19 protein-coding genes are annotated in these 20366 nt (G+C 70.9%); 9 read left to right on the plus strand and 10 right to left on the minus strand.

Translation table 11 applies throughout. The annotated features are described in order from the left end of the window. Positions 1–22: 22 nt before the first annotated feature. Positions 23–1654: a polyamine aminopropyltransferase gene (locus tag ACIRC0_RS17165; protein ID WP_403616970.1), complete on the minus strand. Its 1632-nt coding sequence runs from the start codon at positions 1652–1654 to the stop codon at positions 23–25. A 196-nt stretch (positions 1655–1850) separates the two neighbouring features. Further along, positions 1851–2408, minus strand: a complete 558-nt coding sequence (locus ACIRC0_RS17170) for a DUF2617 family protein (RefSeq protein ID WP_403616971.1) — start codon at positions 2406–2408, stop codon at positions 1851–1853. 981 nt (positions 2409–3389) lie between these two features. Between ACIRC0_RS17170 and ACIRC0_RS17175 the strand changes: the two genes are divergently transcribed. Beyond that, entirely contained in the window at positions 3390–4583 is a 1194-nt protein-coding gene (locus ACIRC0_RS17175) for a pyridoxal phosphate-dependent aminotransferase (protein ID WP_403616972.1), read from the plus strand. A 63-nt stretch (positions 4584–4646) separates the two neighbouring features. On the opposite strand, the gene ACIRC0_RS17180 is transcribed toward ACIRC0_RS17175, so the two are convergent. From ACIRC0_RS17180 to ACIRC0_RS17200, 5 genes are all read right to left on the minus strand, one after another. Further along, entirely contained in the window at positions 4647–5543 is an 897-nt protein-coding gene (locus ACIRC0_RS17180; protein ID WP_403616973.1) for a LysR family transcriptional regulator, read from the minus strand. Positions 5544–5742: 199 nt separating this feature from the next. Beyond that, positions 5743–6408 carry a type 1 glutamine amidotransferase domain-containing protein gene (locus ACIRC0_RS17185; RefSeq protein WP_403616974.1) on the minus strand — a complete coding sequence of 222 codons (666 nt, stop codon included), beginning with the start codon at positions 6406–6408 and terminating at the stop codon, positions 5743–5745. Between the two features lie 59 nt (positions 6409–6467). Next, the gene (locus ACIRC0_RS17190) at positions 6468–7199 is read right to left on the minus strand and encodes an HAD family hydrolase (RefSeq protein ID WP_403616975.1); all 732 of its coding nucleotides are present in this window, start codon (positions 7197–7199) and stop codon (positions 6468–6470) included. 85 nt (positions 7200–7284) lie between these two features. Beyond that, positions 7285–7830, minus strand: coding sequence for a DJ-1/PfpI family protein (locus tag ACIRC0_RS17195; protein ID WP_103837868.1), 546 nt, complete (start codon positions 7828–7830; stop codon positions 7285–7287). A gap of 84 nt (positions 7831–7914) precedes the next feature. Then, the gene (locus ACIRC0_RS17200) at positions 7915–8637 is read right to left on the minus strand and encodes a cupin domain-containing protein (RefSeq protein WP_403616976.1); all 723 of its coding nucleotides are present in this window, start codon (positions 8635–8637) and stop codon (positions 7915–7917) included. A gap of 313 nt (positions 8638–8950) precedes the next feature. Here ACIRC0_RS17200 and ACIRC0_RS17205 point away from each other — a divergent pair, with 313 nt between their 5' ends. From ACIRC0_RS17205 to ACIRC0_RS17235, 7 genes are all read left to right on the plus strand, one after another. After that, on the plus strand, positions 8951–9751 hold the full coding sequence (locus tag ACIRC0_RS17205) for a DJ-1/PfpI family protein (protein ID WP_403616977.1): 801 nt from the start codon (positions 8951–8953) through the stop codon (positions 9749–9751). A 25-nt stretch (positions 9752–9776) separates the two neighbouring features. Next, entirely contained in the window at positions 9777–10910 is a 1134-nt protein-coding gene (locus ACIRC0_RS17210) for a ferritin-like domain-containing protein (protein WP_403616978.1), read from the plus strand. Between the two features lie 61 nt (positions 10911–10971). After that, positions 10972–12339 (plus strand): MFS transporter, encoded by a 1368-nt coding sequence (locus ACIRC0_RS17215; protein WP_403616979.1) that lies wholly within the window; start codon positions 10972–10974, stop codon positions 12337–12339. 172 nt (positions 12340–12511) lie between these two features. Beyond that, positions 12512–13294 (plus strand): antibiotic biosynthesis monooxygenase, encoded by a 783-nt coding sequence (locus ACIRC0_RS17220; protein ID WP_403616980.1) that lies wholly within the window; start codon positions 12512–12514, stop codon positions 13292–13294. Positions 13295–13304: 10 nt separating this feature from the next. Then, entirely contained in the window at positions 13305–13763 is a 459-nt protein-coding gene (locus tag ACIRC0_RS17225) for a VOC family protein (protein WP_403616981.1), read from the plus strand. Next, positions 13760–14467: an SDR family oxidoreductase gene (locus tag ACIRC0_RS17230; protein WP_403616982.1), complete on the plus strand. Its 708-nt coding sequence runs from the start codon at positions 13760–13762 to the stop codon at positions 14465–14467. Before ACIRC0_RS17225 ends, ACIRC0_RS17230 begins: the two co-directional genes overlap by 4 nt. A 123-nt stretch (positions 14468–14590) precedes the next feature. Continuing rightward, positions 14591–15793 carry a mannosyltransferase family protein gene (locus ACIRC0_RS17235; protein ID WP_403616983.1) on the plus strand — a complete coding sequence of 401 codons (1203 nt, stop codon included), beginning with the start codon at positions 14591–14593 and terminating at the stop codon, positions 15791–15793. A 24-nt stretch (positions 15794–15817) separates the two neighbouring features. On the opposite strand, the gene ACIRC0_RS17240 is transcribed toward ACIRC0_RS17235, so the two are convergent. After that, positions 15818–16342, minus strand: a complete 525-nt coding sequence (locus ACIRC0_RS17240) for a YbjN domain-containing protein (RefSeq protein ID WP_200422242.1) — start codon at positions 16340–16342, stop codon at positions 15818–15820. A gap of 148 nt (positions 16343–16490) precedes the next feature. Next, the gene (gene clpB, locus ACIRC0_RS17245; RefSeq protein ID WP_403616984.1) at positions 16491–19088 is read right to left on the minus strand and encodes an ATP-dependent chaperone ClpB; all 2598 of its coding nucleotides are present in this window, start codon (positions 19086–19088) and stop codon (positions 16491–16493) included. Between the two features lie 132 nt (positions 19089–19220). Between clpB and ACIRC0_RS17250 the strand changes: the two genes are divergently transcribed. Beyond that, the gene (locus ACIRC0_RS17250) at positions 19221–19634 is read left to right on the plus strand and encodes a pyridoxamine 5'-phosphate oxidase family protein (protein ID WP_403616985.1); all 414 of its coding nucleotides are present in this window, start codon (positions 19221–19223) and stop codon (positions 19632–19634) included. Between the two features lie 160 nt (positions 19635–19794). On the opposite strand, the gene ACIRC0_RS17255 is transcribed toward ACIRC0_RS17250, so the two are convergent. Continuing rightward, positions 19795–20130, minus strand: a complete 336-nt coding sequence (locus ACIRC0_RS17255; protein WP_403616986.1) for a hypothetical protein — start codon at positions 20128–20130, stop codon at positions 19795–19797. Positions 20131–20366: the final 236 nt, after the last annotated feature.

Consider the following 20366-nt stretch of genomic DNA (forward strand, 5'->3'; position numbering starts at 1 on the left):
ATGTCCGTGGGGGCCGACAGGCTCATTCCTGGTACCTCGGATGCACCAGCGTCGACGGGAGCAGCCCCGGCACCCGGGTGCGCGCCGCCGCCCGCGCGTCCGCCCGCAGGGCCGCCCGGGTCAGCGTGCGCAGGCACGGCGTGCGCGGGTCCAGGGTCAGCGGGGGCCGGGTGCGGGCGGCGAGCACGAACCCCCAGTCGCGCGGCGCCCCGGCCGCCCCGGCCGTACGGTCCAGGGCGCGGCCGTCGACGCGGTACGGGGTGGTCCCGAGCCCGGCCGCCCGTACCGTCGCCTCCACCGTCCAGAACGCGCGCGGCCCGGCGGTCACCGGCCCCGCGTGCACCACCAGCCGCCCGCCCGGCGCGAGCACGCGCCGGGTCAGGCCGTAGAACTCCTGCGAATACAGCTTCGTGCTCGCCGTACCGCCGGGGCCGGGCAGGTCGGCGATCACCACGTCGTACGCCCCCCGGGGCCGCCTCAGCCAGCGGAACGTGTCCTCCGCATGGATGTGGACGCGCGGGTCCGCGAAGGCGTGGCCGTTCAGCGCGGACAGGGCCGCGTCCTGGCGGGCGAGCCGGAACAGCGCCGGGTCCGGGTCGATCACGTCGACCCGACGCACCCCCGGGTGCCGCAGCACCTCGCGCGCCACGAGTCCGTCGCCGCCGCCGAGGACGAGCACGCGCGCGTGCGGGCCGCCGCTCATCGCGGGGTGCACCAGCGCCTGGTGGTAGAGGAGTTCGTCGCGGCCGTCGACACGGAGCCGGCCGTCGAGGAACAGGTCGAGGGGACGGCCGGGGGTGCCGCCGGTCAGCACCACCTCCTGGCCGCCGGTGCGCAGCGCGACCCGTACGTGACCGCCGTACACCGCTTGGCGCGCGGCCCGTTCGAAGTCGTCGACGAGCACGGCCGCCGCGGCGAGCACGCCGAGGACGAGGAGGTTGGCGACCAGCAGCAGCCGGCGTCCGCGCCGGGACAGGTCCCGCCGGAACAGACCGAGCACCAGGGCGCCGCCCGCGACCGCGTTGACCGCGCCGGTGACCAGCGCACCCGTCAGCTGGCCGAGCTGCGGCAGCAGCAGGAAGGGAAAGGCGAGACCGCCGACGAGCGCGCCCACGTAGTCGGCCGCGAACAGGTCCGCGACCGCGCCGCCAGCGTCCTGGCGGCGGATGCGCTGGATCAGCTCCATCAGCAGCGGCACCTCGGCGCCGGTGAGCAGCCCGATCGCCAGGGAGAACGCGACCAGCAGGCAGCGCGGGCCGCCGGACCAGACGCCGCCCCAGTCGCCGGTCCAGGCGAAGGCCGCGTACAGGGCCATCGCGCTCAGGCCGCCGACGAGTGCGAGCGCCGCCTCCACCGCACCGAACCCGGCCGCGGCGCGGCAGCGGAGCCGCTTGGCGGCGAGCGAGCCGACGCCCATCGCGAACACCATCACCGACAGCACGACCGAGGCCTGTGTGACCGAATCACCGATCAAGTACGAGGCGAGCGCGACGAGTTCGAGTTCGTACACGAGTCCACAGGCCGCGCAGACGAACACCCCGGCGAGGACCAGGAACCGCCCGGTGCCCGGGGCCACGGGCAGCCGCGCCTGGTTCCGGCCGCCGCCCCAGGAGGCGGCAGCGCCGGGTGGTGCGGGCGCGTGCGGTTCGATCACGTCCGGAACGCTACGTCACACTTGCGCTCAGCCTTGTCACCCACACGTGTGGCGCCGGGTCGTTCGGCACCGGGGGGTGGTGCGGCCGAGTGGGGGCCGCCGCCCCCGGAGCGTCGCTTCGGCCCGAACAGGCTCGTGCGCGCATGCCGGCCGGGATGACGGTGCACAGCCATGGCTGCATGGGCGCCGATCGTCCTCACCTGCCCGACAGGACCGGCTTCTCCCTGGCGTCGTCCCGTCGTTTCGCCCGCCGCCTCACCCCGACCCGGGTCCGGGTCGCCACCAACTGGCCGTCCTGCGGGTAGGCGTGCCAGGTGCGCCAGTGGATCTGGCCCTCGTGGCGCTGGGCCAGCATCGCGGTGAACGCGTGTGGGCTGCCGGGGAAGACGCCGGCCAGGCCGTTGGGGTGGTCGGAGACCAGGGCCAGCAGCTCCTGGGCGCGGCCGGCGAAGGAGTTGGGGGACAGCACCTCGACGCGGGCCGCGAACTCGTACTCCCAGTCGCCGACCCGCTTGGCGACACCCAGTGGCAGCGGGGTGCTGGAGCCCGCGATGCACGCCACCGTCTCCGAGCAGAGGCCCCGCTCCTCCTCCAGGAGCACCTGGTGGGACGCGCCGAGGAGTCGCAACTGCAGCTGCGCGCCGGAGAGTTCGAGGTCGAGGGTGGCGAGCGCGGGCAGCGGCTCGCGGCCCAGGGTCCAGGCCAGATCGGCCGCACGCGTGTCGGTGTAGGAGGTGTTCAGGGTCGTGAGCATGGATCGGCTCCGCTAGCACGCAAAGTGAGAAGTGGGGATCCGGAGCACCCCGGTCGTGGCGCCGGGGACAAGGCCGGCTCAGCCAGTCGGGTAATGCTTCCGGTCGGCCCGGTGGGGAGGGACTCCTGCCGGACAGGTGTCCGAAGGGCGTCCGCGGGCTGCGTTGGTGTGTTGAGAGGGAATCATGAACTGTGGTTCCGGCAAAGCGTTTTTACCCAAGTTCGTAGGGTTTCCATCCCACGAGGGCTCCCCAGCTCAATTGTTCAACTATCGCGTGCGCCTGGAGTGTTGCGATGGGAGCCGTGCGCCCCTCCACGACGCGGCAATGAGCGCACGTCCCACACACAGCGCCGTCAACATGCGCCCTCGCGCCCCCTCGGGAGAGGGAATCGTCGGTCCCGTGCTGACGTGTGGGCGCATGGACCGGGTGACCGCCGGGAGGGATCCCGGCGGTCACCCGGTGCGCGCGGCCCGGATGCGTCCGGAGCTCGACTGCCCCGTGTCAGTTGCCTCCGCCGCATCCGCCCCCGCCGCACGACGACCCGCACGACGACCCGCACGACGATTGGCCGCCGCAGGAATGGCCCCCGCTGGAGTGGCCCCCGCCGCACGAGTGGTGCCCGCCGGAGTGGTGGCCGCTCGACGAGCCGCCGTCGGCCCCGGCCACCCACCAGCTGGCCCCGGTGTCCCCGCTGCCCCCGTAGCTGCCGTCGTGCCTCCGGCCCGTCCGTGTCCGCGCCCCGGAGCGGCCTCCCGACCGCACCGCCCCCTTCTTCGAACGACGCTGTGCCGACACGAGAAGCGCCACCACAACGACGCAGACGATCGCCAGAAAGATGCCGGTGACCATGGCGCCGTCCCCCTTTCGAATCCCCCGAAGCGACCCCCCGTGGGCGCCTCTGTCCTGCTGAGTGATCGGGGGATGCCCGCGGCGGCGACCGGCCAAAGCAGAGTTGAGGAACTCCAGAGCTTGGGCGCAGGATGGCGGCCATGACCTCCAGCGCCCGCCCCTTCCTCAACCGCCGCCTCACCGAGTTCGGGACGACGATCTTCGCCGAGATGTCGGCGCTCGCCGTGAGCACCGGGTCCATCAACCTCGGCCAGGGCTTCCCCGACACCGACGGCCCCGAGGAGGTGCGGGAGGCCGCCGTACGGGCGCTGCGCGACGGGCGCGGCAACCAGTACCCGCCGGGGCCCGGCGTCCCCGAGCTGCGTGCCGCGATCGCCGCCCACCAGAAGCGGCGCTACGGGCTCGTGTACGACCCCGACACGGAGGTCCTGGTCACCGCCGGCGCGACCGAGGCGATCGCCGCCGCGCTGCTGGCGCTGCTGGAACCGGGCGACGAGGTGGTCGCCCTGGAGCCGTACTACGACTCCTACGCCGCCGGCATCGCGATGGCGGGCGGCCGGCGCGTACCGGTCACGCTGCGCCCGTCGGAGGGCAGCTTCCGGCTGGACCTGGACGAGCTGCGCGACGCCGTCACCGACCGGACCCGGCTGCTGCTGATCAACACCCCGCACAACCCGACCGGGACCGTGCTCACCCGCGAGGAGCTGCGGGCGATCGCCGAGCTGGCCGTCGAGCGCGATCTGCTGGTGGTCACCGACGAGGTGTACGAGCACCTGGTGTTCGACGAGGCGGAGCACGTACCGCTGGCGACCTTCCCCGGGATGCGCGAGCGGACGGTGACCATCGGGTCGGCCGGGAAGACGTTCTCGTTCACGGGGTGGAAGGTCGGCTGGGTGACGGCGGCGCCGGGGCTGGTCGCGGCGGTGCGGTCGGCCAAGCAGTTCCTGACGTACGTGGCGTCCGGGCCGTTCCAGTACGCCGTCGCCGAGGCCCTGCGCCTGCCCGACGCCTACTTCACGGCCTTCCGCGACGATCTGCGCACCAAGCGGGACCTGCTCAGCGCGGGACTCGCCGACGCCGGCTTCACGGTCTTCCGCCCGGCGGGCACGTACTTCGTCACCACCGACATCCGCCCCCTCGACGAGACCGACGGCTTCGCCTTCTGCCGCGCCCTTCCCGAGCGGGCGGGTGTCGTCGCCATCCCGAACGCGGTCTTCTACGACCACAAGGAGGCGGGGGCGCCCTACGTCCGGTTCGCGTTCTGCAAACGCCTCGAGGTGCTGGCGGACGCGACGGAACGTCTGAGCAAGGCATTCGCGCGCTGACCACCGTCGAGAGCAGCCCCTCCTTTCATCTGCTCATCTGCCCCTGCTCTCCCACCGGCCCCCTCACGTCCACCCCCGGGCGTCGCGAACCAGGTGCTCGTGGAGTCGCGCGAGCCGGGGTTCGCAGAGGGTGCCGGAGCGCGTGGCCAGGTAGAGGGTGTTGATCGGCGGGATCTCCGGTTCCATCAGGGGGACCAGCGCCCCCGAGGCCAGTTCCGCGGCGCACAGATAGGTCGGCAGGACCGAGATGCCCGCCGACGACGTGACGGCCGCGATCACGGCCCGCAGGTCGGGGACGACCACCGCCGGCGGACTCGGTGGCGGGGCGTCGAAGACCGTGCGCCAGTAGCGGCGGATGATCGGCAGCGTCTCCGCGTACGCGATCATGGGGAGTTTCGCCAGGACCTTCAACTTCTCGCAGTCCAGGGCGTCCGCCGGGACCCCCGCGGCGATCCGGGGCGAGGCGAGCAGGGCGAACTCCTCGTCCGTCAGAGGAGTGAAGTCCACCCCGCGGCCCTGGGGCTGGATCGTGGACACGACGATGTCCAGATGCCCGCTGCGAAGGTCCTCCAGGAGGTTCGACGCCTCGCCGAGGCTGATGCGGACGTCGAGGCCGGCGGCGATGAGCTGGCTGATGGACGCCATGACCCTGGCGGTCACCAACTCCGCCGGCCCGCCCAGGCGGATGGGACGGTTCTCCGTGGTGTCGGCGAAGTGGCGTGAAACGGCTGCGTTGATCTCGGCCATGGATGCCTCGATCTCGTAGGCCAGCGCCTTTCCCTCCGCGGTGGGTGTCGCGCCTTGCGGCGTGCGGTGGAACAGCGGCTTGCCCAGTTCGCTCTCCAGGCTGCGGATCTGCTGAGTGACCGCCGGCTGTGTGAGGCCCAGTTGCCGGGCCGCCTTGGTGAACGAGCCCGTGTGGCAGACGGTGATGAAGGTCTGTAGCCATCCCAGCTGCATAGTCGTACCGGCCCCCCAACCGGCGGTGGTCGGGGTGTTCCGCGCTATGCGGCCACCCCGAGCATCGCTTCGAACGATACCGTTCGGCATCGCGGGGGTGTTCAAGTCGGTTTCAAGCCCTTGTAAAGTTGCAAAATCGTATCAGCGGGGCGGTGGGAATCCGCCCCGCTGATAGTCGACCCGTTTCCTTTTCAACCGGTCAGTCGGCGCTCTGAAGAATTGTCAGTTCGGCGACCTTGGCGGCCGAAGCCGGGTTCTGGCCCGTCACGAGACGGGTGTCGGCCACCGCGTGCTCGGTGAAGTTCGCGGCCTTGGTGAACTTCGCGCCCCGTTCGATCAGAGCCGTCTCCAGGGCGAAGGGCACGACGTCGGTCAGTCCCACGGCGGCCTCCTCCTCGTTGGTGAAGGACGAGACCTGCTTGCCGGCGACCAGATGAGAGCCGTCCGTGAGGGTGAGGTTCACCAGGGCGGCCGGACCGTGGCAGACGGCGGCGACGACCCCACCGCGCTCATGGACGGCCGCGGCCAGCCGCGCCAGCGCGGTCGCGTCGGGGAAGTCCCACATCGTGCCGTGGCCACCGGCGAAGTAGACGGCGTCGTAGTCGGCGGCATCGAGTTCCGCGGCGGTGGGGGTGGCGGCGAGCGCGGCCTCGTTGTCGGCCAGGAATCGGGCCGTGACGGTGTCGTCCGGCTTGATCCCGTCGCGCGGCGGCCGGCCGCCCGCGACCGACACGAACGCGATGTCCCAGCCGGCCGCCCGGAAGACCTCGGCGGGATGGGCGACCTCGGGGACGTAGAAGCCGGTGCTGCGGCCGGTGTCGCCGAGCCGGCCGTGCGAGGTGAGGGCGAAGAGAACCTTCGGCATGTCAATCCTCCGTCGTGGGATGTGTCCGTGGAGTGGGTGCGGTGGGTGAAGGCGCCGAATCAGGCGGTCAGCTCCGCCAGTTCGGGCAGGTACACCCGCCGTTGCCTGCGTGCGATGGCACGCTCGACGTGCTCGGGCGTGTGGTAGCCCCACCACGCCCACAGGCTCGTGGCACCCGTGTCGCGCACCGCGAGCGCGTTGGTGATGTGGTCGTCGATGAACGTCACGGCGTCCGGCGGGAGTCCGTCGGCCGCGGCGATCCGCCGCACGACCGTGCGCTTGTCCGAGCACTCGCCGACGACCTGGGCCACGGTGACGTCCAGACCGTGATGGGCCAGGATCTCCCACACGCTCTGCTCGTCCTTCGCCGTGACGATCGACGTGCCTCTGCCGCTGTGGCGGCGCAGCAGCCCGGCGATTCCCGGATACAGGGTGTGGAGGTCCAGCCACTCCGTACGCCGGCGCTCCCGCAGCGCGGCCCGTACCGCGGTCGCGCCCCGCACCAGGGCCTCGAGCCTGGGCCCCGGGATGCGGGCCGCGAGGGCCTCGAAGTCCTTAAGGCCCCGGATCGAGTCGGCGGCGGGGTCGCGGGCCACCATGAAGTCGTCCAGCAGCCGGGCGTAGGTGCGGACCGTGCGGAAGCGGGACACGAACCCGGCGGGCATGGCCGCCGCCAGCTCGGCGACCGGCTTGGCCGCGACCGTGGCCGGGTCGTGGTCGGCGTAGTGGGTGACGACAGCGCACTCGGTGAAGGCGTCGGCGATGACGCCGTCGAAGTCGAGTATCAGCAAGGTGTCTCCTCAAGGCCTCGAGGATGCGAAGGGCGCGCGCCGTACGGGGGATGGGGGCGCGCCCCGCGCGGGTGGCGACGGCCGCTCAGGCCGCCACCACCTGCTTCTTGGCGACCGTTTCGAAGACCTGCTGCATGAACCGGCCCACATAGGCGTAGTAGGAGCAGGTGATGATGTGGCCGTCGACGATCACGTCGGAGTCCACGACGTCGGCGCCGGCGTTGATCACATCGTCGCGCAGACCTATGTAGGCGCAGGCGCGACGGCCTTTGAGCACGCCGGCGGAGACCATGATCCACGGGCCGTGGCAGAGGCCGGCGACGACCTTCTCGGCCGCGTCCATGGCGCGGACGAAGTCGAGGACACGGGCGTCCTGGCGCACCCGGTCGGGCGCCTCGTGGCCGCCGGTGAGGATGACCGCGTCGTAGGCCGCGGCGTCCAGCTGCTCGAAGGCGATCAGCGGCTTGGCGGTCTTGTCCATGGGCAGCGGGACGCCGTACTTGCCGACGACATCGGCACCGTTGCGGGTGGCCACGTCCACGTGCCAGCCCTCTTCGAGAAGCCGGTAGTAGGTGTAGACCACGTCGTGGTCCTGGAATCCGGGGCCGGTGATGATGACGGCACTGGGCATGAGTGTGCTCCTTCTTCGGGCGTGGTTGCCGAGTGGGACGTTCGGTGCGGGTGCCGGCGTCCGGGCCGGGGCCGGCCCGGGCGGTCAGGCGAGCGCGAGCGAGAGGTAGTACTGGTCCAGCGCGGGACGGCGCACGTCGCCCTGCGCGGGGGCGAGGATGTCCACCTCGCCGGTGACCACTCCGGTCAGGCCGAGCGGGATGTGGAACAGGTCCCGCTCCTGGCGCCGGTAGAACACGTCCGCACCGGCCCGGATGGAGAACGCGAACTCCGCGCCCGGGGACCGGTCCCGCAGTCGCGCCTGCGGCAGATACGTCACCGGCCTCGCCGGCAGCTCGGGTGCCTCGGTGTGGTGCTGCTCGTAGGAAGTGCCCTGCCGGTCGTAGGTGTCGCGCAACCGGATCAGGTCGAACTTGTTGCGCGGTGCCTCGACCTCGACCAGCCACAGCGGGCCGGGGCCGATGCTCCGGGAGGAGTGGAAGGCGCCGCCCCCGATGCGCAGGACCGATCCGCTGCCCACCGGGATCTCGCCCGTCAGCGTGTCGGTCACGCCCTGCCCCGCGAGGCAGAGGAGATACGTCAGCTTGCGGGGGTGTACGTGCATCGACGTGGACTCGCCCTCGTCGATCTTCAGATTCCACACGTCGATGAAATCGTCGACGTAGATGCGGTACTCGAGCCCCCACGGCTTGGGGATGATCTCGTTGAGATGTCCGTCCCCGTCCAGGCTCTCGTTTCCGATGCGGGAGCCTTTGCGGACGACTTCATTCAGTGCGGCGAAATCCCGTGGGCCCGGGTCGATTCTCACCGCCGTATCGATCGGACTCAAATTCTGCGTCAGCTCAGACATGTCGATCCCCCAATCGAGCATTTGAGTGTGGACCCCCGGTCCGGGAAAGGACAGTAGCCGGACGGCCCGAATGGTCAAAATAGCCGGGGCGGTAGTCCCCGATAACCATCCCGGGGGCCCTCACTGAAGTAATGGCCCTCCTCGGATTTCTTATTTGAAGCCGCCCCGGTGCTGTTGGCACTGTTTCCTGGCGGGACCGGGTCCAGGCCCGGTGGGGTGTCTGAGGTCTCAGAGCCGGCCGGCCCCGCACACACACGAATGGGGGAGCACTGTGAGTACACCTACGTCCACAACCGCCCTCGGTACCACGACGTCCGGCGGGGCGCCGGCCCAGATCGGCTCCATCGCGGTTCTCGGCTACGAGTCCTGCTCCGAGCAGGACACCATCACACCGCTGGAGATCTTCAAGGGCGCCGCGCTGGTGACCAGCGGACAGATCGCGCCGTGGGAGCGGGAGGCCGCCGACCGCGAGCTCGACGTGCGCCTGGTCTCCCTGGAGCCCGGCGTCGTCAAGATGCAGATGGGCACCAACGTCGTCGCCGACTCCGTACTGAACGACGACGACCTGTTCGACATCCTGTACATCCCCGGCGGTGTCGGCTCCGGGGCGCTGCTGACCAACGACCGTGTGCACAAGCTCATCCGCCGCCACCACGAGGCGGGCAAGGTCATCGCCGCCAACTGCTCGGGCGTCGGCATCATCGCCCGCTCCGGAATCGTCAACGACGAGCCGTTGACCTGTGTGGCCGCGGTGGCCCGCGGACTGCGCGGCGAGGGCTTCAACGTGCCCCTCGGCCGCCGGATGTGGGTCGCCAACACCGCCTCGCGCATCTGGACGTTCACCGGCTCCTACGGCGTGAACGGCGGTGCGGTCGCCATGGTGGCGCACTACTTCGGCCGGGAGGTCGGCACCATCGTCTCGATGATGTTCGACACCATCGGCGGCATCGGGGACGCGATCTTCGAGGAGACGGGGCCGGAGTTCTACCAGCACCCCGAACTGGAGGAGTCCTTCCAGAACTTCTTCCAGCCGATGCTCTTCCCGCCGCTCGACGAGTCCGCCGAAGCCTGAGCGCCGACGCAACCGGGAGCCTCACATGCCCACACCGGTCGACCTCAGAGACCTCAGCTGGATCCGCGGCGCCCTGCAGACGGCGATCGCGCTGGAGCACTCCACCATGCCGCTGTACTGCGCGGCGATGTACTCGCTCGAGGTGCAGAACTACCCGTCGTACAACACCATCCGCAGTGTCCTGATGGAGGAGATGGTCCACATGGCCATCGCCGCCAACATGGTCGCCGCACTCGGCGGGAGCCCCGCGATCAAGGGCCTCAAACCGACCTATCCCGGCAGCGGCGGCCTGCCCGGCGGGGTCGCCCCCGACCTGAGGCCGCGGCTGGCGAAGCTGTCGGGCGCCGCGCTGGAGTCGTTCATGCGGCTGGAAGCACCGCTCTTCGTGCTCAACACCCGGCAGCGCGGCGCCTCCTATCCCACGATCGGCGCGTTCTACGAGGCCATCCGAGACGCGATCAAGCGCAACGCGGCGGCCGTCGAGCGGGCCGTACGCCTGGGCGGGCCGGCCAACCAGGTCGGCGGAAACCTCGGCTACCTCACGTTCGACAGGGACGACCCGGACCCTGTCGCCTCGTTCCTGCACGCGCTGGACATCATCACCGAGCAGGGCGAAGGCGGCGGCGAGGGCACCGTGGAGACGGCCGCCGAGACCTTCCAGAAGGAGGGCTCGCACTACGCCCGGTTCGCCGAGCTGCGCTACGGCCGGCGCTACCAGCCCCTCGACGCGGTGCCCTTCTCCCGGGAGAGGGAACGTGAGTTCTTCACCGGCGAGGAGATCGTCTGGCCGGTGGTCATCAACACCCTCGCCGTTCCAGCGGACGGCTACGAGGCGGTGCTGGCCCTCGATCCGCGCGGGCCCGAGGTGCGCAAGGAACTCGAATCGTTCGACGACGCCTACACGCAGATGATGCTCGCGCTGGACACCACCTGGAACGGTCCGGTGGAGACCTGGTGGCCCTCGCTCGGGGCCGCGGTCACCCAGATGGACCAGATGCGGGTGCGTTCCTGCTTCACGATCATGCGCAACGAAATTCCTCCGGCGGTCGTCGCACGCCTGGATGAGCTCTATCCCAGGGAAATCCGGTCCCTGGAGCGCTACACCGACCTGGCCCGGCCGGTCTTCTACGGGCCGCGCTTCCTCAACAACGCGGCCTGACCGGCGAAAGACGCGTTTCGCTCCACCAGCCGCCCGTGACCCCTTCGAACAGGAATTCCTCATGACATTCGCCAGCGACAGGGTGACCGCGCCCTCCCGCCAGGCAACGCCGTCGCGGCGGGGCCTGTTCGCGGGGGTCGCCGCGGGCAATTTCCTCGTCCTTCTCGACACCTCCATCCTCAACGTCGCGCTGCCCGACGTCCGCTCCGATCTCCATGCGAGCCAGGCGGCCCTGCCCTGGGCCGTCGACGCCTACACGATCGTCTTCGCCGGCCTGCTCCTCGCCTCCGGCGCGGTGGCCGACCGGTTCGGCGCCCGCGGCGTCTACCGGGGCGCCGTGCTGGCCTTCGGCGCCCTGTCCCTGCTCTGTGCGACCTCGCCCGACGCCGCGTTCCTGATAGGCGGGCGGGCGCTGCTGGGCGTTGCCGCCGCCGGAATGGTCCCGGCATCACTGGCACTGCTCGCCGGGCTGTACCCGGATCCGGCGGAGCGGGCCAAGGCCATCGGCACCTGGGCGGCGGTCACCTCCACCGGTCTCATCGCGGGCCCCGTCCTCGGCGGCGCGCTCGTGGAACTGGGCGGCTGGCGGCTGGTGTTCCTGGTGAACCCGGTCATCGTGGCCGTCACGCTGCTCACGTCCCGCGGACTGCCCGGGGGGCGCCCGGACTCCGTCCGCGAGGTGGACCGGGCCGGAATCGGGCTGTCGGTCCTGGCACTGGCCTCCCTCACGTTCGGCCTGATCGACGCCGGGACCGGGGGCTGGGGGCGTCCGCTGCCGCTGCTGGCCCTGGCACTCGCGGCCGCAGCGTTCGCCGCCCTGTTCGTCGTCGAGCGCAGGGCCACCGCACCGATCCTGCCGCCGGCCCTGGTCGGACTGGCACGGGTGCGGGCGGACATCGTGGCCGGTGCCATGGCCTCGTTCATCTTCTACGGGGTGCTGTACGCGCTGACCCAGTGGATGGTCGAGGAACGGGGCCTGTCGGCGTTCGAGACGGGTACGGCGTTCCTGCCGATGACGCTGCCGATGTGCTTTATGCCGTTGCTGACCGGCCGCCTCGTCGCCCGGATCGGGGCACGTCGGGTGATTCTGGTCGGGCTCGCCCTGGACACGGCGGCCGGCGGAGTCCTCGCGTTCGCCTCGAACGACACGCCGCTCGCCCTGGTCATCACGGCCCAGGTCGCACTCTCCTTCGGTTCCACACTCGCCATCCCGGCGGCCACCGCGGACATGGCCATCGCCGCTCCGAAGGAGCTCGCGGCCACCGGCCAGGGAGCGTTCAACGCCGGTCGGCAGGCGGGCAGCGCGCTGGGGGTCGCCGCACTGGCACCGCTGGCCACCCTGTCCTCCTCCGGCACCGTCCTGGCCGCGGGCGGGCTGCTCGCCCTGCTGCTGGTGGCCGCAGTGCGTCCCGCGCCCGCGACGGTCTGACCGGGCAGCAGACGCCTCACGGACGCGCCCGGTGCCCGCCGTTCGGCGTGGGCACCGGTGCACGCCACGTGCCCGCCCCACGTGCCCTCTCCGTCCCCTCTCTGTCCCCTCCCTGTCCCTCTCTGCCCCCTCCCTCTTCCTCGCTCGGACGTCTCACTGACAGGAGTAACTCGTGACGATCACCGCGACCGCACGGCAGTTGGTCAAGCCGGGCACCGAGGCCCGTCTCGACGCCCTGATGGCAGGGCTCGCGCGCAACATCCGTGCCCATGAACCCGGCTGCCTCCGCTTCGACTACGTCATCTCCGAGGACCGGCCGGGCGAACGCCTGGTCATCGAGGAGTACGCCGACGAGGCCGCCCTCGAAGCGCACAAGCACACTCCGTACCTGGCCGAGTTCATCCCCCAACTCCTTCAGTGCCTGCTGGAACCGCCGCTCCTGGAGACGTTCCGGCCCGCCGCGGACAAGGCGCCGCTGCCCGAGTCGTGCTTCCACGTCGGCGTCGTCGTACCGGACCTGGCCGAGGCCGTCGAGCTGTACTCGCAGTGGTTCGGCATCGAGTTCACCGAGCCGGCCACCTTCGAGATCCCGTATCTGGAACAGGGCGGGCAGGGCGGTCCGGGCCGGATGACGGCCGCCTTCTCGCGTACCGCGTATCCGCAGTACGAACTCATCCAGGCGGACGGGGACGGCATCACCTCCCTCGAGCATGCCGGGAAGGTCCTGTACTACGGGGTGTGGGAGAGCGACATGGAGGGGCGACTGAAGAAGCTGGAAGCCGCGGACATCAGCGTCGACGCCTACTTCCGGCCGGGACCCGGCGAGACGCCGTTCGCCCTGATCACCGGCCCCGACCTGCAGGGTGTACGGATCGAGTACGTGGACACGGCGGACCGGCCGGCCATGGACGAGTGGGTGAACACGGGCCGCTACCCGGGGCTTTCGGGCCGCTAGGGGCTGACGGATGGCGTTGTACCACGTGGGTTTCGCCGTTCCCGACCTGCCGGCGGCGATGCGCGAGTTGCGTGCCGCCGCCGGCGTGAAATGGGCGGAACCGCGCCCGGGACGGATCGGTGACTGGGACTTTCGCATCGTCTTCAGCCGTCCCGGGCCGCCGTTCGTCGAACTGGTCGAAGGCGGTCCCGGCAGCCCCTGGGACGCCTCGGCGGGACCGCGCTTCCATCACCTGGGGTACTGGACCGACGACATCGGCGCCGGTGTGCGGCGGCTGGAGAAGCAGGGTTTTCCGGCCGAGTTCTCCGGATGTCCCTTCGGCCGGCCCTACGCGTACCACCATCTCAAGAGCATCGGGGCGAACATCGAACTCGTCGACGCCGTCCTCCAGCCGGACTTCCTGGCTGCCTGGCAGCCGGGCGGCGAACCGATGGACGCCCTGCACGAACGAGCACTGGAGGAACAGTGAGTGCCAGCCCCACGCCCGTCACCCTGATCACCGGAGGGTCGACCGGCATCGGCGCCGAGACCGTACGGCGGCTGCTCAAGGCCGGTCACCGGGTCACCGCGACCGGGCGCGACGCGGGCAGACTCAGGGCGTTCGCCCGGACCCTCGGCGACCCGGAGGAACTGCTGCTCCTGCCCGGTGACGCCGCCGACGCGAGCGCGGTCGAGGAGGCGGTGCGGGCCACGGTGCAGCGCTTCGGGCGTCTCGACAACGTCATCGCCAACGCCGGTTACTCCACCCACGACTCACTGGCGGACGGCGATCCGGAGCTGATGCGCTCGATGCTTCTCACCAACGTCCTGGGGCCGACGCTGCTGATCCGCGCGTCGCTCGAGGAGCTGAGGAAGTCCCGTGGCCGGATCGTGCTGGTCGGCTCGGTCGCCGGTCTCAGGTACGCTCCCGGGAACTTCTACTCGGTCACCAAGTGGGCTGTGCACGCCCTGGCCGAGAACACCCGCCTGCTCGTCACCGAGTCGGGTGTCGGCGTGAGCCTGATCGCCCCCGGCAAGGTCGACACGCCGTTCTGGGACACACGCGGCGGCACTCCGCCCGGCCCCGCGCTCAGCGCGGAGAACATCGCCGACGGCATCATGTGGGTGCTCGGCCAGCCGGCCGGCGTCGAGGTCAACACCGTCACGATCCGGCCGACCGGGCAGGTCAACTAGGGGCCTCGGAGACACCGTCTCCTCCCGTCTCCCGTCCACCAGGCGGCGTGTCAGGCGTGGGAATTCGTCGGCGCGCGGACGCGCAAGGTCGCAAAACGGACATGATCGACGCATGGTTCCGATGTGACCCACGCCACTACCGTCCCGGCCCCGGCCGTCGAGCGCCCGGGCCACCGCGACCCTGTCCGTCCGGCCGGCGGCGGGCGGCGGCCGGCCGCCACGGCCCTTACCGCCCTCGGGCTGTTCCTCGCCGCCCGGCTGTCCGGCGTGCTCGTGCTCGCCGTCGTCGCCCGGGCGGCGGGCAAGAACCCGCTGCTCCTGCTAGGGCGCTCCTGGGACTCCGTCTGGTATCTGCGGATCGCCGCCCACGGGTACGGGTTCACCCAGCACACCCGCACCGGCGTCCACAGCGACCTGGCGTTCTTCCCGCTGTACCCGGGCACGGTCCACGCCGTCACCACGATCTCCCCGCTCGGCGGCGGCGCGGCGGGCCTGCTGGTGTCGTGGACGGCGGCCGCGGTCGCCGCATGCGGCATCCACCGGATCGGGCTGCGGCTGTACGGCCCCGCGGTGGCCGTCGTCCTGGTCCTGCTGTGGGGTCTGCTGCCGCACTCCGTCGTGCTGTCGATGGCCTACACGGAACCCGTCATGACCGCGTTCGCCGCCTGGTCGCTGTACGCCGTCCTGACCCGCCGCTGGGTCTGGGCGGGCATCCTGGCGGCGCTCGCGGGCCTCGCCCGGCCCAACGGCGTCGCGGTGGCCGCGGCGGTCCTCGCGGCGGCCGGCCTGGAGGTGTGGCGCCGGCGCGGGCGCGGAGTTTCCCACAGGCTGTGGACGGGCGCGGCGCTCGCACCGCTCGGCTGGAGCGGCTACGTCGTGTGGGTGGGCCGCCGTCGGGGCGACCCGCTCGGCGGCTACTTCACCGTGCAACGGCTGTGGGGGTCGCGCTTCGACTTTGGGCGGGGCGCCCTGAGCTTCACCGAGCACATGCTGCTGCACGGCACCCGGCTGCTGTTCCCCATGGCGCTGGTGATCGTCGGCGTGAGCACCGTGCTGTTCGCCCTGCTGGTCGTGGACCGGGCCCCGCTGCCGCTCGTCGTCCACAGCGGTGTGCTGCTGCTGATCGCGCTCGGCGGCTCCGGGTTCTTCGAGTCCAAGCCGCGCTTTCTGCTGCCGGCGTTCCCGCTGCTGATCGTGGTGGCGCGGGCGCTGGTGCGAACAGCGCGAGCCCGGCCGTGGCACGCCGCCGTGGTGGCGGGTGCGCTGGCCGGGCTCTCGTTCGTCTATGGGGCCTATCTGGTGGTGCTGGCCCGATCTCCCCTCTAGTGCCCCGCAGGGCACTCGCCGGGGCTACTCCCCGTCGTCCTCGGGCTTCTCCGCTTCGTCGACCTCTTCCGCGAGGCCGAGCTGCTCCACGAGCCACCGGTCGAACTCGATGGCGGCCCGCACCCAGCTCACGGTCGAGGAGACGAAGTGCTCCAGGCTCACGCCCGTGCCGATCAGCATCTGCGCCTCGCCGATGAGGCGGACGGTGCCGTCGTCGTGGGTGTGGCTGTAGACCTTGGGCCACAGCGTGCGCCGGTTCCAGTCGTCGATGGACTCCAGCAGCTGGGGCTTCTCGTCGATCTTGTGGGGCCGGTCGTAGAACGTCCGCACCGAGAAGACCTGCTGATCGCCCTCGCCGCGGAACATGAAGTACGTACGGAACTGCTCCCACGGCGCGACGAGGTCACCCTCTTCGTCGACGAGGTGCTTGAGCTCCATCTGGTCCAGGAGCTGCTTCACGAGGTCCTGATCCGGAACCACGGGGCCCGCCGGCGGCTGCGGCTCGGGCTGGCCCCCGAAATTCGGAATCGAGGACGGGTCGATGCTCACCGTGTTCTTCCCTTCGTACGGATTCCGCCATCCTCCCTCATGCGGGGAGGGGGGTGGCAACCCCCGACGGTTCGTGTCAGCCGATGGCTGACACGAACCGGTCACGTGGGCGGGCGTACTTTCGAGTACCCGGGAGCCGTGCGGACCCTTACAGGGTCTTGCCCGTCGCCGGCCCCACCAGCAGGCCCTCGCCGAACCGGTCCACCCGGACCGTGTCGCCGTCCTTGACCTCGCCCGCCAGGATCTCCCTGGCGAGGCGGTCGCCGATGGCCGTCTGGACCAGGCGGCGCAGCGGGCGGGCGCCGTAGGCCGGGTCCAGGCCCTCCTCGGCGAGCCAGGCCAGGGCCTCGGGGGTGATCTCCAGGCTCAGGCGCCGCTCGTGCAGCCGCTTGGCCAGGCGCTCGATCTGGAGCTGCGCGATCCGCTCCAGCTCGGGCTTGGTCAGCGCCGAGAAGACCACCAGGTCGTCGAGCCGGTTGAGGAACTCCGGCTTGAAGGAGGACCGGACCACCTCGAGGACCTGCTCCTTCTTCTCCGCCTCGGTGGTGAGCGGGTCGACCAGGAACTGGCTGCCCAGGTTCGAGGTCAGCACCAGGATGGTGTTGCGGAAGTCGACCGTGCGTCCCTGACCGTCGGTCAGCCGTCCGTCGTCCAGGACCTGGAGCAGGATGTCGAAGACCTCGGGGTGCGCCTTCTCCACCTCGTCGAGCAGGATGACGCTGTACGGGCGGCGGCGCACCGCCTCCGTCAGCTGGCCGCCCTCCTCGTAGCCGACGTACCCGGGCGGGGCGCCGACCAGGCGGGCGACGCTGTGCTTCTCGCCGTACTCGGACATGTCGATGCGGACCATGGCCCGCTCGTCGTCGAAGAGGAAGTCCGCGAGCGCCTTGGCCAGTTCCGTCTTGCCGACGCCCGTCGGGCCCAGGAAGAGGAACGAGCCGGTCGGCCGGTCGGGGTCCGAGATGCCCGCGCGGCTGCGGCGTACGGCGTCGGAGACGGCCCGGACGGCCTCACTCTGGCCGATGAGCCGCTTGCCGATCTCCTCCTCCATGCGCAGCAGCTTCTGCGTCTCGCCCTCCAGGAGGCGCCCGGCGGGGATGCCGGTCCAGGAGGCCACGACGTCCGCGATGTCGTCGGAGCCGACCTCGTCCTTCACCATCGTGCCCTTGGACGCCTCCTCCTCCGCCTCGGAGGCGGCCTCCAGCTCCTTCTCCACGGCCGGGATCTCGCCGTAGAGCAGCTTGGAGGCGGTGTCGAAGTCGCCGTCGCGCTGGGCGCGCTCGGCCTGGCCGCGCAGGTCGTCGAGCCTCTCCTTCAGCTCACCCACGCGGTTGAGGGACTGCTTCTCCTTCTCCCAGCGGGCGGTCAGGCCCCGCAGCTCCTCCTCCTTGTCGGCCAGGTCGCGGCGCAGCTTCTCCAGGCGCTCGCGGGAGGCCGCGTCGGTCTCCTTGTCGAGGGCCAGCTCCTCCATGCGCAGCCGGTCCACGGCACGCTGCAGCTCGTCGATCTCGACCGGGGACGAGTCGATCTCCATGCGCAGCCGGGAGGCCGCCTCGTCGACCAGGTCGATCGCCTTGTCGGGCAGGAAGCGGGAGGTGATGTAGCGGTCGGACAGCGCGGCGGCGGCCACCAGGGCGCTGTCCGCGATCTGCACCTTGTGGTGGGCCTCGTAGCGGCCCTTGAGGCCGCGCAGGATCGCGATGGTGTCCTCGACGCTCGGCTCGCCCACGAACACCTGCTGGAAGCGGCGCTCCAGCGCGGCGTCCTTCTCGATGCGCTCACGGTACTCGTCGAGCGTGGTCGCGCCGATCATGCGCAGCTCGCCGCGGGCCAGCATCGGCTTGAGCATGTTGCCGGCGTCCATGGAGGAGTCGCCGCCGGCGCCCGCACCCACGACGGTGTGCAGCTCGTCGATGAAGGTGATGATCTGGCCGTCGCTGTCCTTGATCTCGGAGAGCACGGCCTTCAGCCGCTCCTCGAACTCACCGCGGTACTTCGCGCCCGCGACCATGGCGCCCAGGTCGAGCGCGACGAGGCGCTTGTTGCGCAGCGACTCGGGCACGTCGCCCTTCACGATCCGCTGGGCGAGTCCCTCGACCACGGCGGTCTTGCCGACGCCGGGCTCACCGATGAGGACGGGGTTGTTCTTCGTACGGCGGGACAGCACCTGCACGACACGGCGGATCTCCTGGTCCCGGCCGATGACCGGGTCCAGCTTGCCGTCGCGCGCGGCGGCGGTGAAGTCGGTGCCGAACTTCTCGAGGGCCTTGTACTGGCCCTCCGGGTCCGGGGTCGTCACCCGGCGTCCTCCCCTGGTCTTCTGGAACGCGTCCAGCAGCTTCTTGGCGTCCGCTCCCTGCCGGGACAGGACGTCCCCGGCGGCGCCGCCCTTCGCGGCGATGCCGATGAGCAGGTGCTCGGTGGACAGGTACTCGTCGCCGAGGTCCTTGGCGCGCTTGTCCGCGTCCGCGATCACGGCGAGCATGTCGCGGTTGGGCTGGGGCGGCGCGACGGTCGACCCGGTCACGCGGGGCAGCCCGGCGAGCAGGCGCTCGGCGCCGGAGCGCACGGAGGCCTGGTCGGCGTCCACGGCGACGAGCAGGTCGATGATGTTCTCGTTGTCCTGCCCCTCGAGCAGCGCGAGGAGCAGGTGGGCGGGGGTGAGGTCCGGGTGGCCCTCCGACACGGCCCGTTGGGTGGCCGCGTTGATCGCGTCCCGGCTCCTGTTGGTCAGCTCGGCGTCCACGTGTCCGTTCTCCTCCTGCGGGTCAGCCGCGCTCAGCTGTTGCCTTCCACGTGACTACATCAACGTACACAAAGTTGAGTCTATTCCACTCAAGGGATCCTGCGGGAGAAGGAACGGCTAAGTTCCGTTTTCATGACCACGCACTCCCAAGACCCCGGCGCACCCGATGCCGAGTACCTCAGGTTCTGGCACGAAAGACACCTGTGCACACTGACGACCCTGCGCCCGGACGGCAGCCCGCACGTCGTCCCGGTCGGAGTGACGTACGACCCCGAGGCACGGCTCGCCCGGGTGATCACGAACAAGGCGAGCACGAAGGTGGGACACGTGACGGCGGCGGGGCCCGAGGGAGCGCCGGTCGCGGTCTGCCAGGTGGACGGGCGGCGGTGGGCCACGCTGGAGGGGCGCGCGCACGTCTCGGCCGACCCCGGGCGGGTCGCGGAGGCGGAGCGGCGCTATGCCGAGCGCTACGGCAGGGTGCCGGCGCCGAACCCGTCACGGGTGGTGATCGAGATCGCGCTCTCCCGGGCGCTGGGACGCGGCTGACCGCCGGGCCCGCGGGCACGACTGATTTCGGCCACCGTCGGATCCGGGTGATGTCCGGAGATGTCCGCCGAAAACTGCAGCGGCGTCACCGTGTTCAGGTCACGGTGACGCCGCTGCGGGGGGAAGCACCTGAGCGATTTGTTACGACGGGGGAATCGCGTCAGGCACTGCGGGGGGTGGCTGAGATGGTCCTCACCTCCGGGCTGTCCGCGTCGGACAGCCGGTGGTCACGCTGGTCCAGGTTCACAAAGATCATTCCGTACCGGATGGCGCACCGCACGGGCTGCGGCGCTCCCCGGGGCCGCCGCAGCAGCCGGTACGCCCGTACGTCCTCGTCCTCGTCACGGGTGACGACGACGGGCTCGCCGAACACGGTCACCATCAACGAGTCACCGCTGTGGGGGATGGCGGTGGCCAGGTCGATGAAGTGCCAGCCCGAGCGGTAGGCGGTGGCCATTTCCCGGCGGAAGGACCGGTCGTCGGGCGGGGTGGTCATGAGGTCGTCTCCGGCGCGGCGAGAGGCGCGCCCGCCCCCCAACCCGTGTCCGCCGGCGTCGCGACGACTCCCGTCGGCTCACTGGCACCCCAGCCGGTGTCCAGCTTGGCGACGCCGACCGCCTGCGCCGTCCCCGCCCCGGCACCGAAGACCACGGCCGCAGAGAAGGCAACGGCAAGCGCCGATCGAAGCATTCTCTTGTACATAGTCGGCTTCGTCCTCACTCAACGAGTTTC

Source organism: Streptomyces sp. NPDC093984, from assembly GCF_044764595.1.
Lineage (GTDB): Bacteria > Actinomycetota > Actinomycetes > Streptomycetales > Streptomycetaceae > Streptomyces > Streptomyces cynarae.

Coding starts and splice junctions, on each gene's coding strand:
- ACIRC0_RS17170 (WP_403616971.1), bottom strand. CDS start 2,408: ATGCTCACGACCCTGAACACCTCCTACACCGACACGCGTGCGGCCGAT.
- ACIRC0_RS17175 (WP_403616972.1), top strand. CDS start 3,390: ATGGCGGCCATGACCTCCAGCGCCCGCCCCTTCCTCAACCGCCGCCTC.
- ACIRC0_RS17180 (WP_403616973.1), bottom strand. CDS start 5,543: ATGCAGCTGGGATGGCTACAGACCTTCATCACCGTCTGCCACACGGGC.
- ACIRC0_RS17185 (WP_403616974.1), bottom strand. CDS start 6,408: ATGCCGAAGGTTCTCTTCGCCCTCACCTCGCACGGCCGGCTCGGCGAC.
- ACIRC0_RS17195 (WP_103837868.1), bottom strand. CDS start 7,830: ATGCCCAGTGCCGTCATCATCACCGGCCCCGGATTCCAGGACCACGAC.
- ACIRC0_RS17210 (WP_403616978.1), top strand. CDS start 9,777: ATGCCCACACCGGTCGACCTCAGAGACCTCAGCTGGATCCGCGGCGCC.
- ACIRC0_RS17215 (WP_403616979.1), top strand. CDS start 10,972: ATGACATTCGCCAGCGACAGGGTGACCGCGCCCTCCCGCCAGGCAACG.
- ACIRC0_RS17225 (WP_403616981.1), top strand. CDS start 13,305: ATGGCGTTGTACCACGTGGGTTTCGCCGTTCCCGACCTGCCGGCGGCG.
- ACIRC0_RS17250 (WP_403616985.1), top strand. CDS start 19,221: ATGACCACGCACTCCCAAGACCCCGGCGCACCCGATGCCGAGTACCTC.
- ACIRC0_RS17255 (WP_403616986.1), bottom strand. CDS start 20,130: ATGACCACCCCGCCCGACGACCGGTCCTTCCGCCGGGAAATGGCCACC.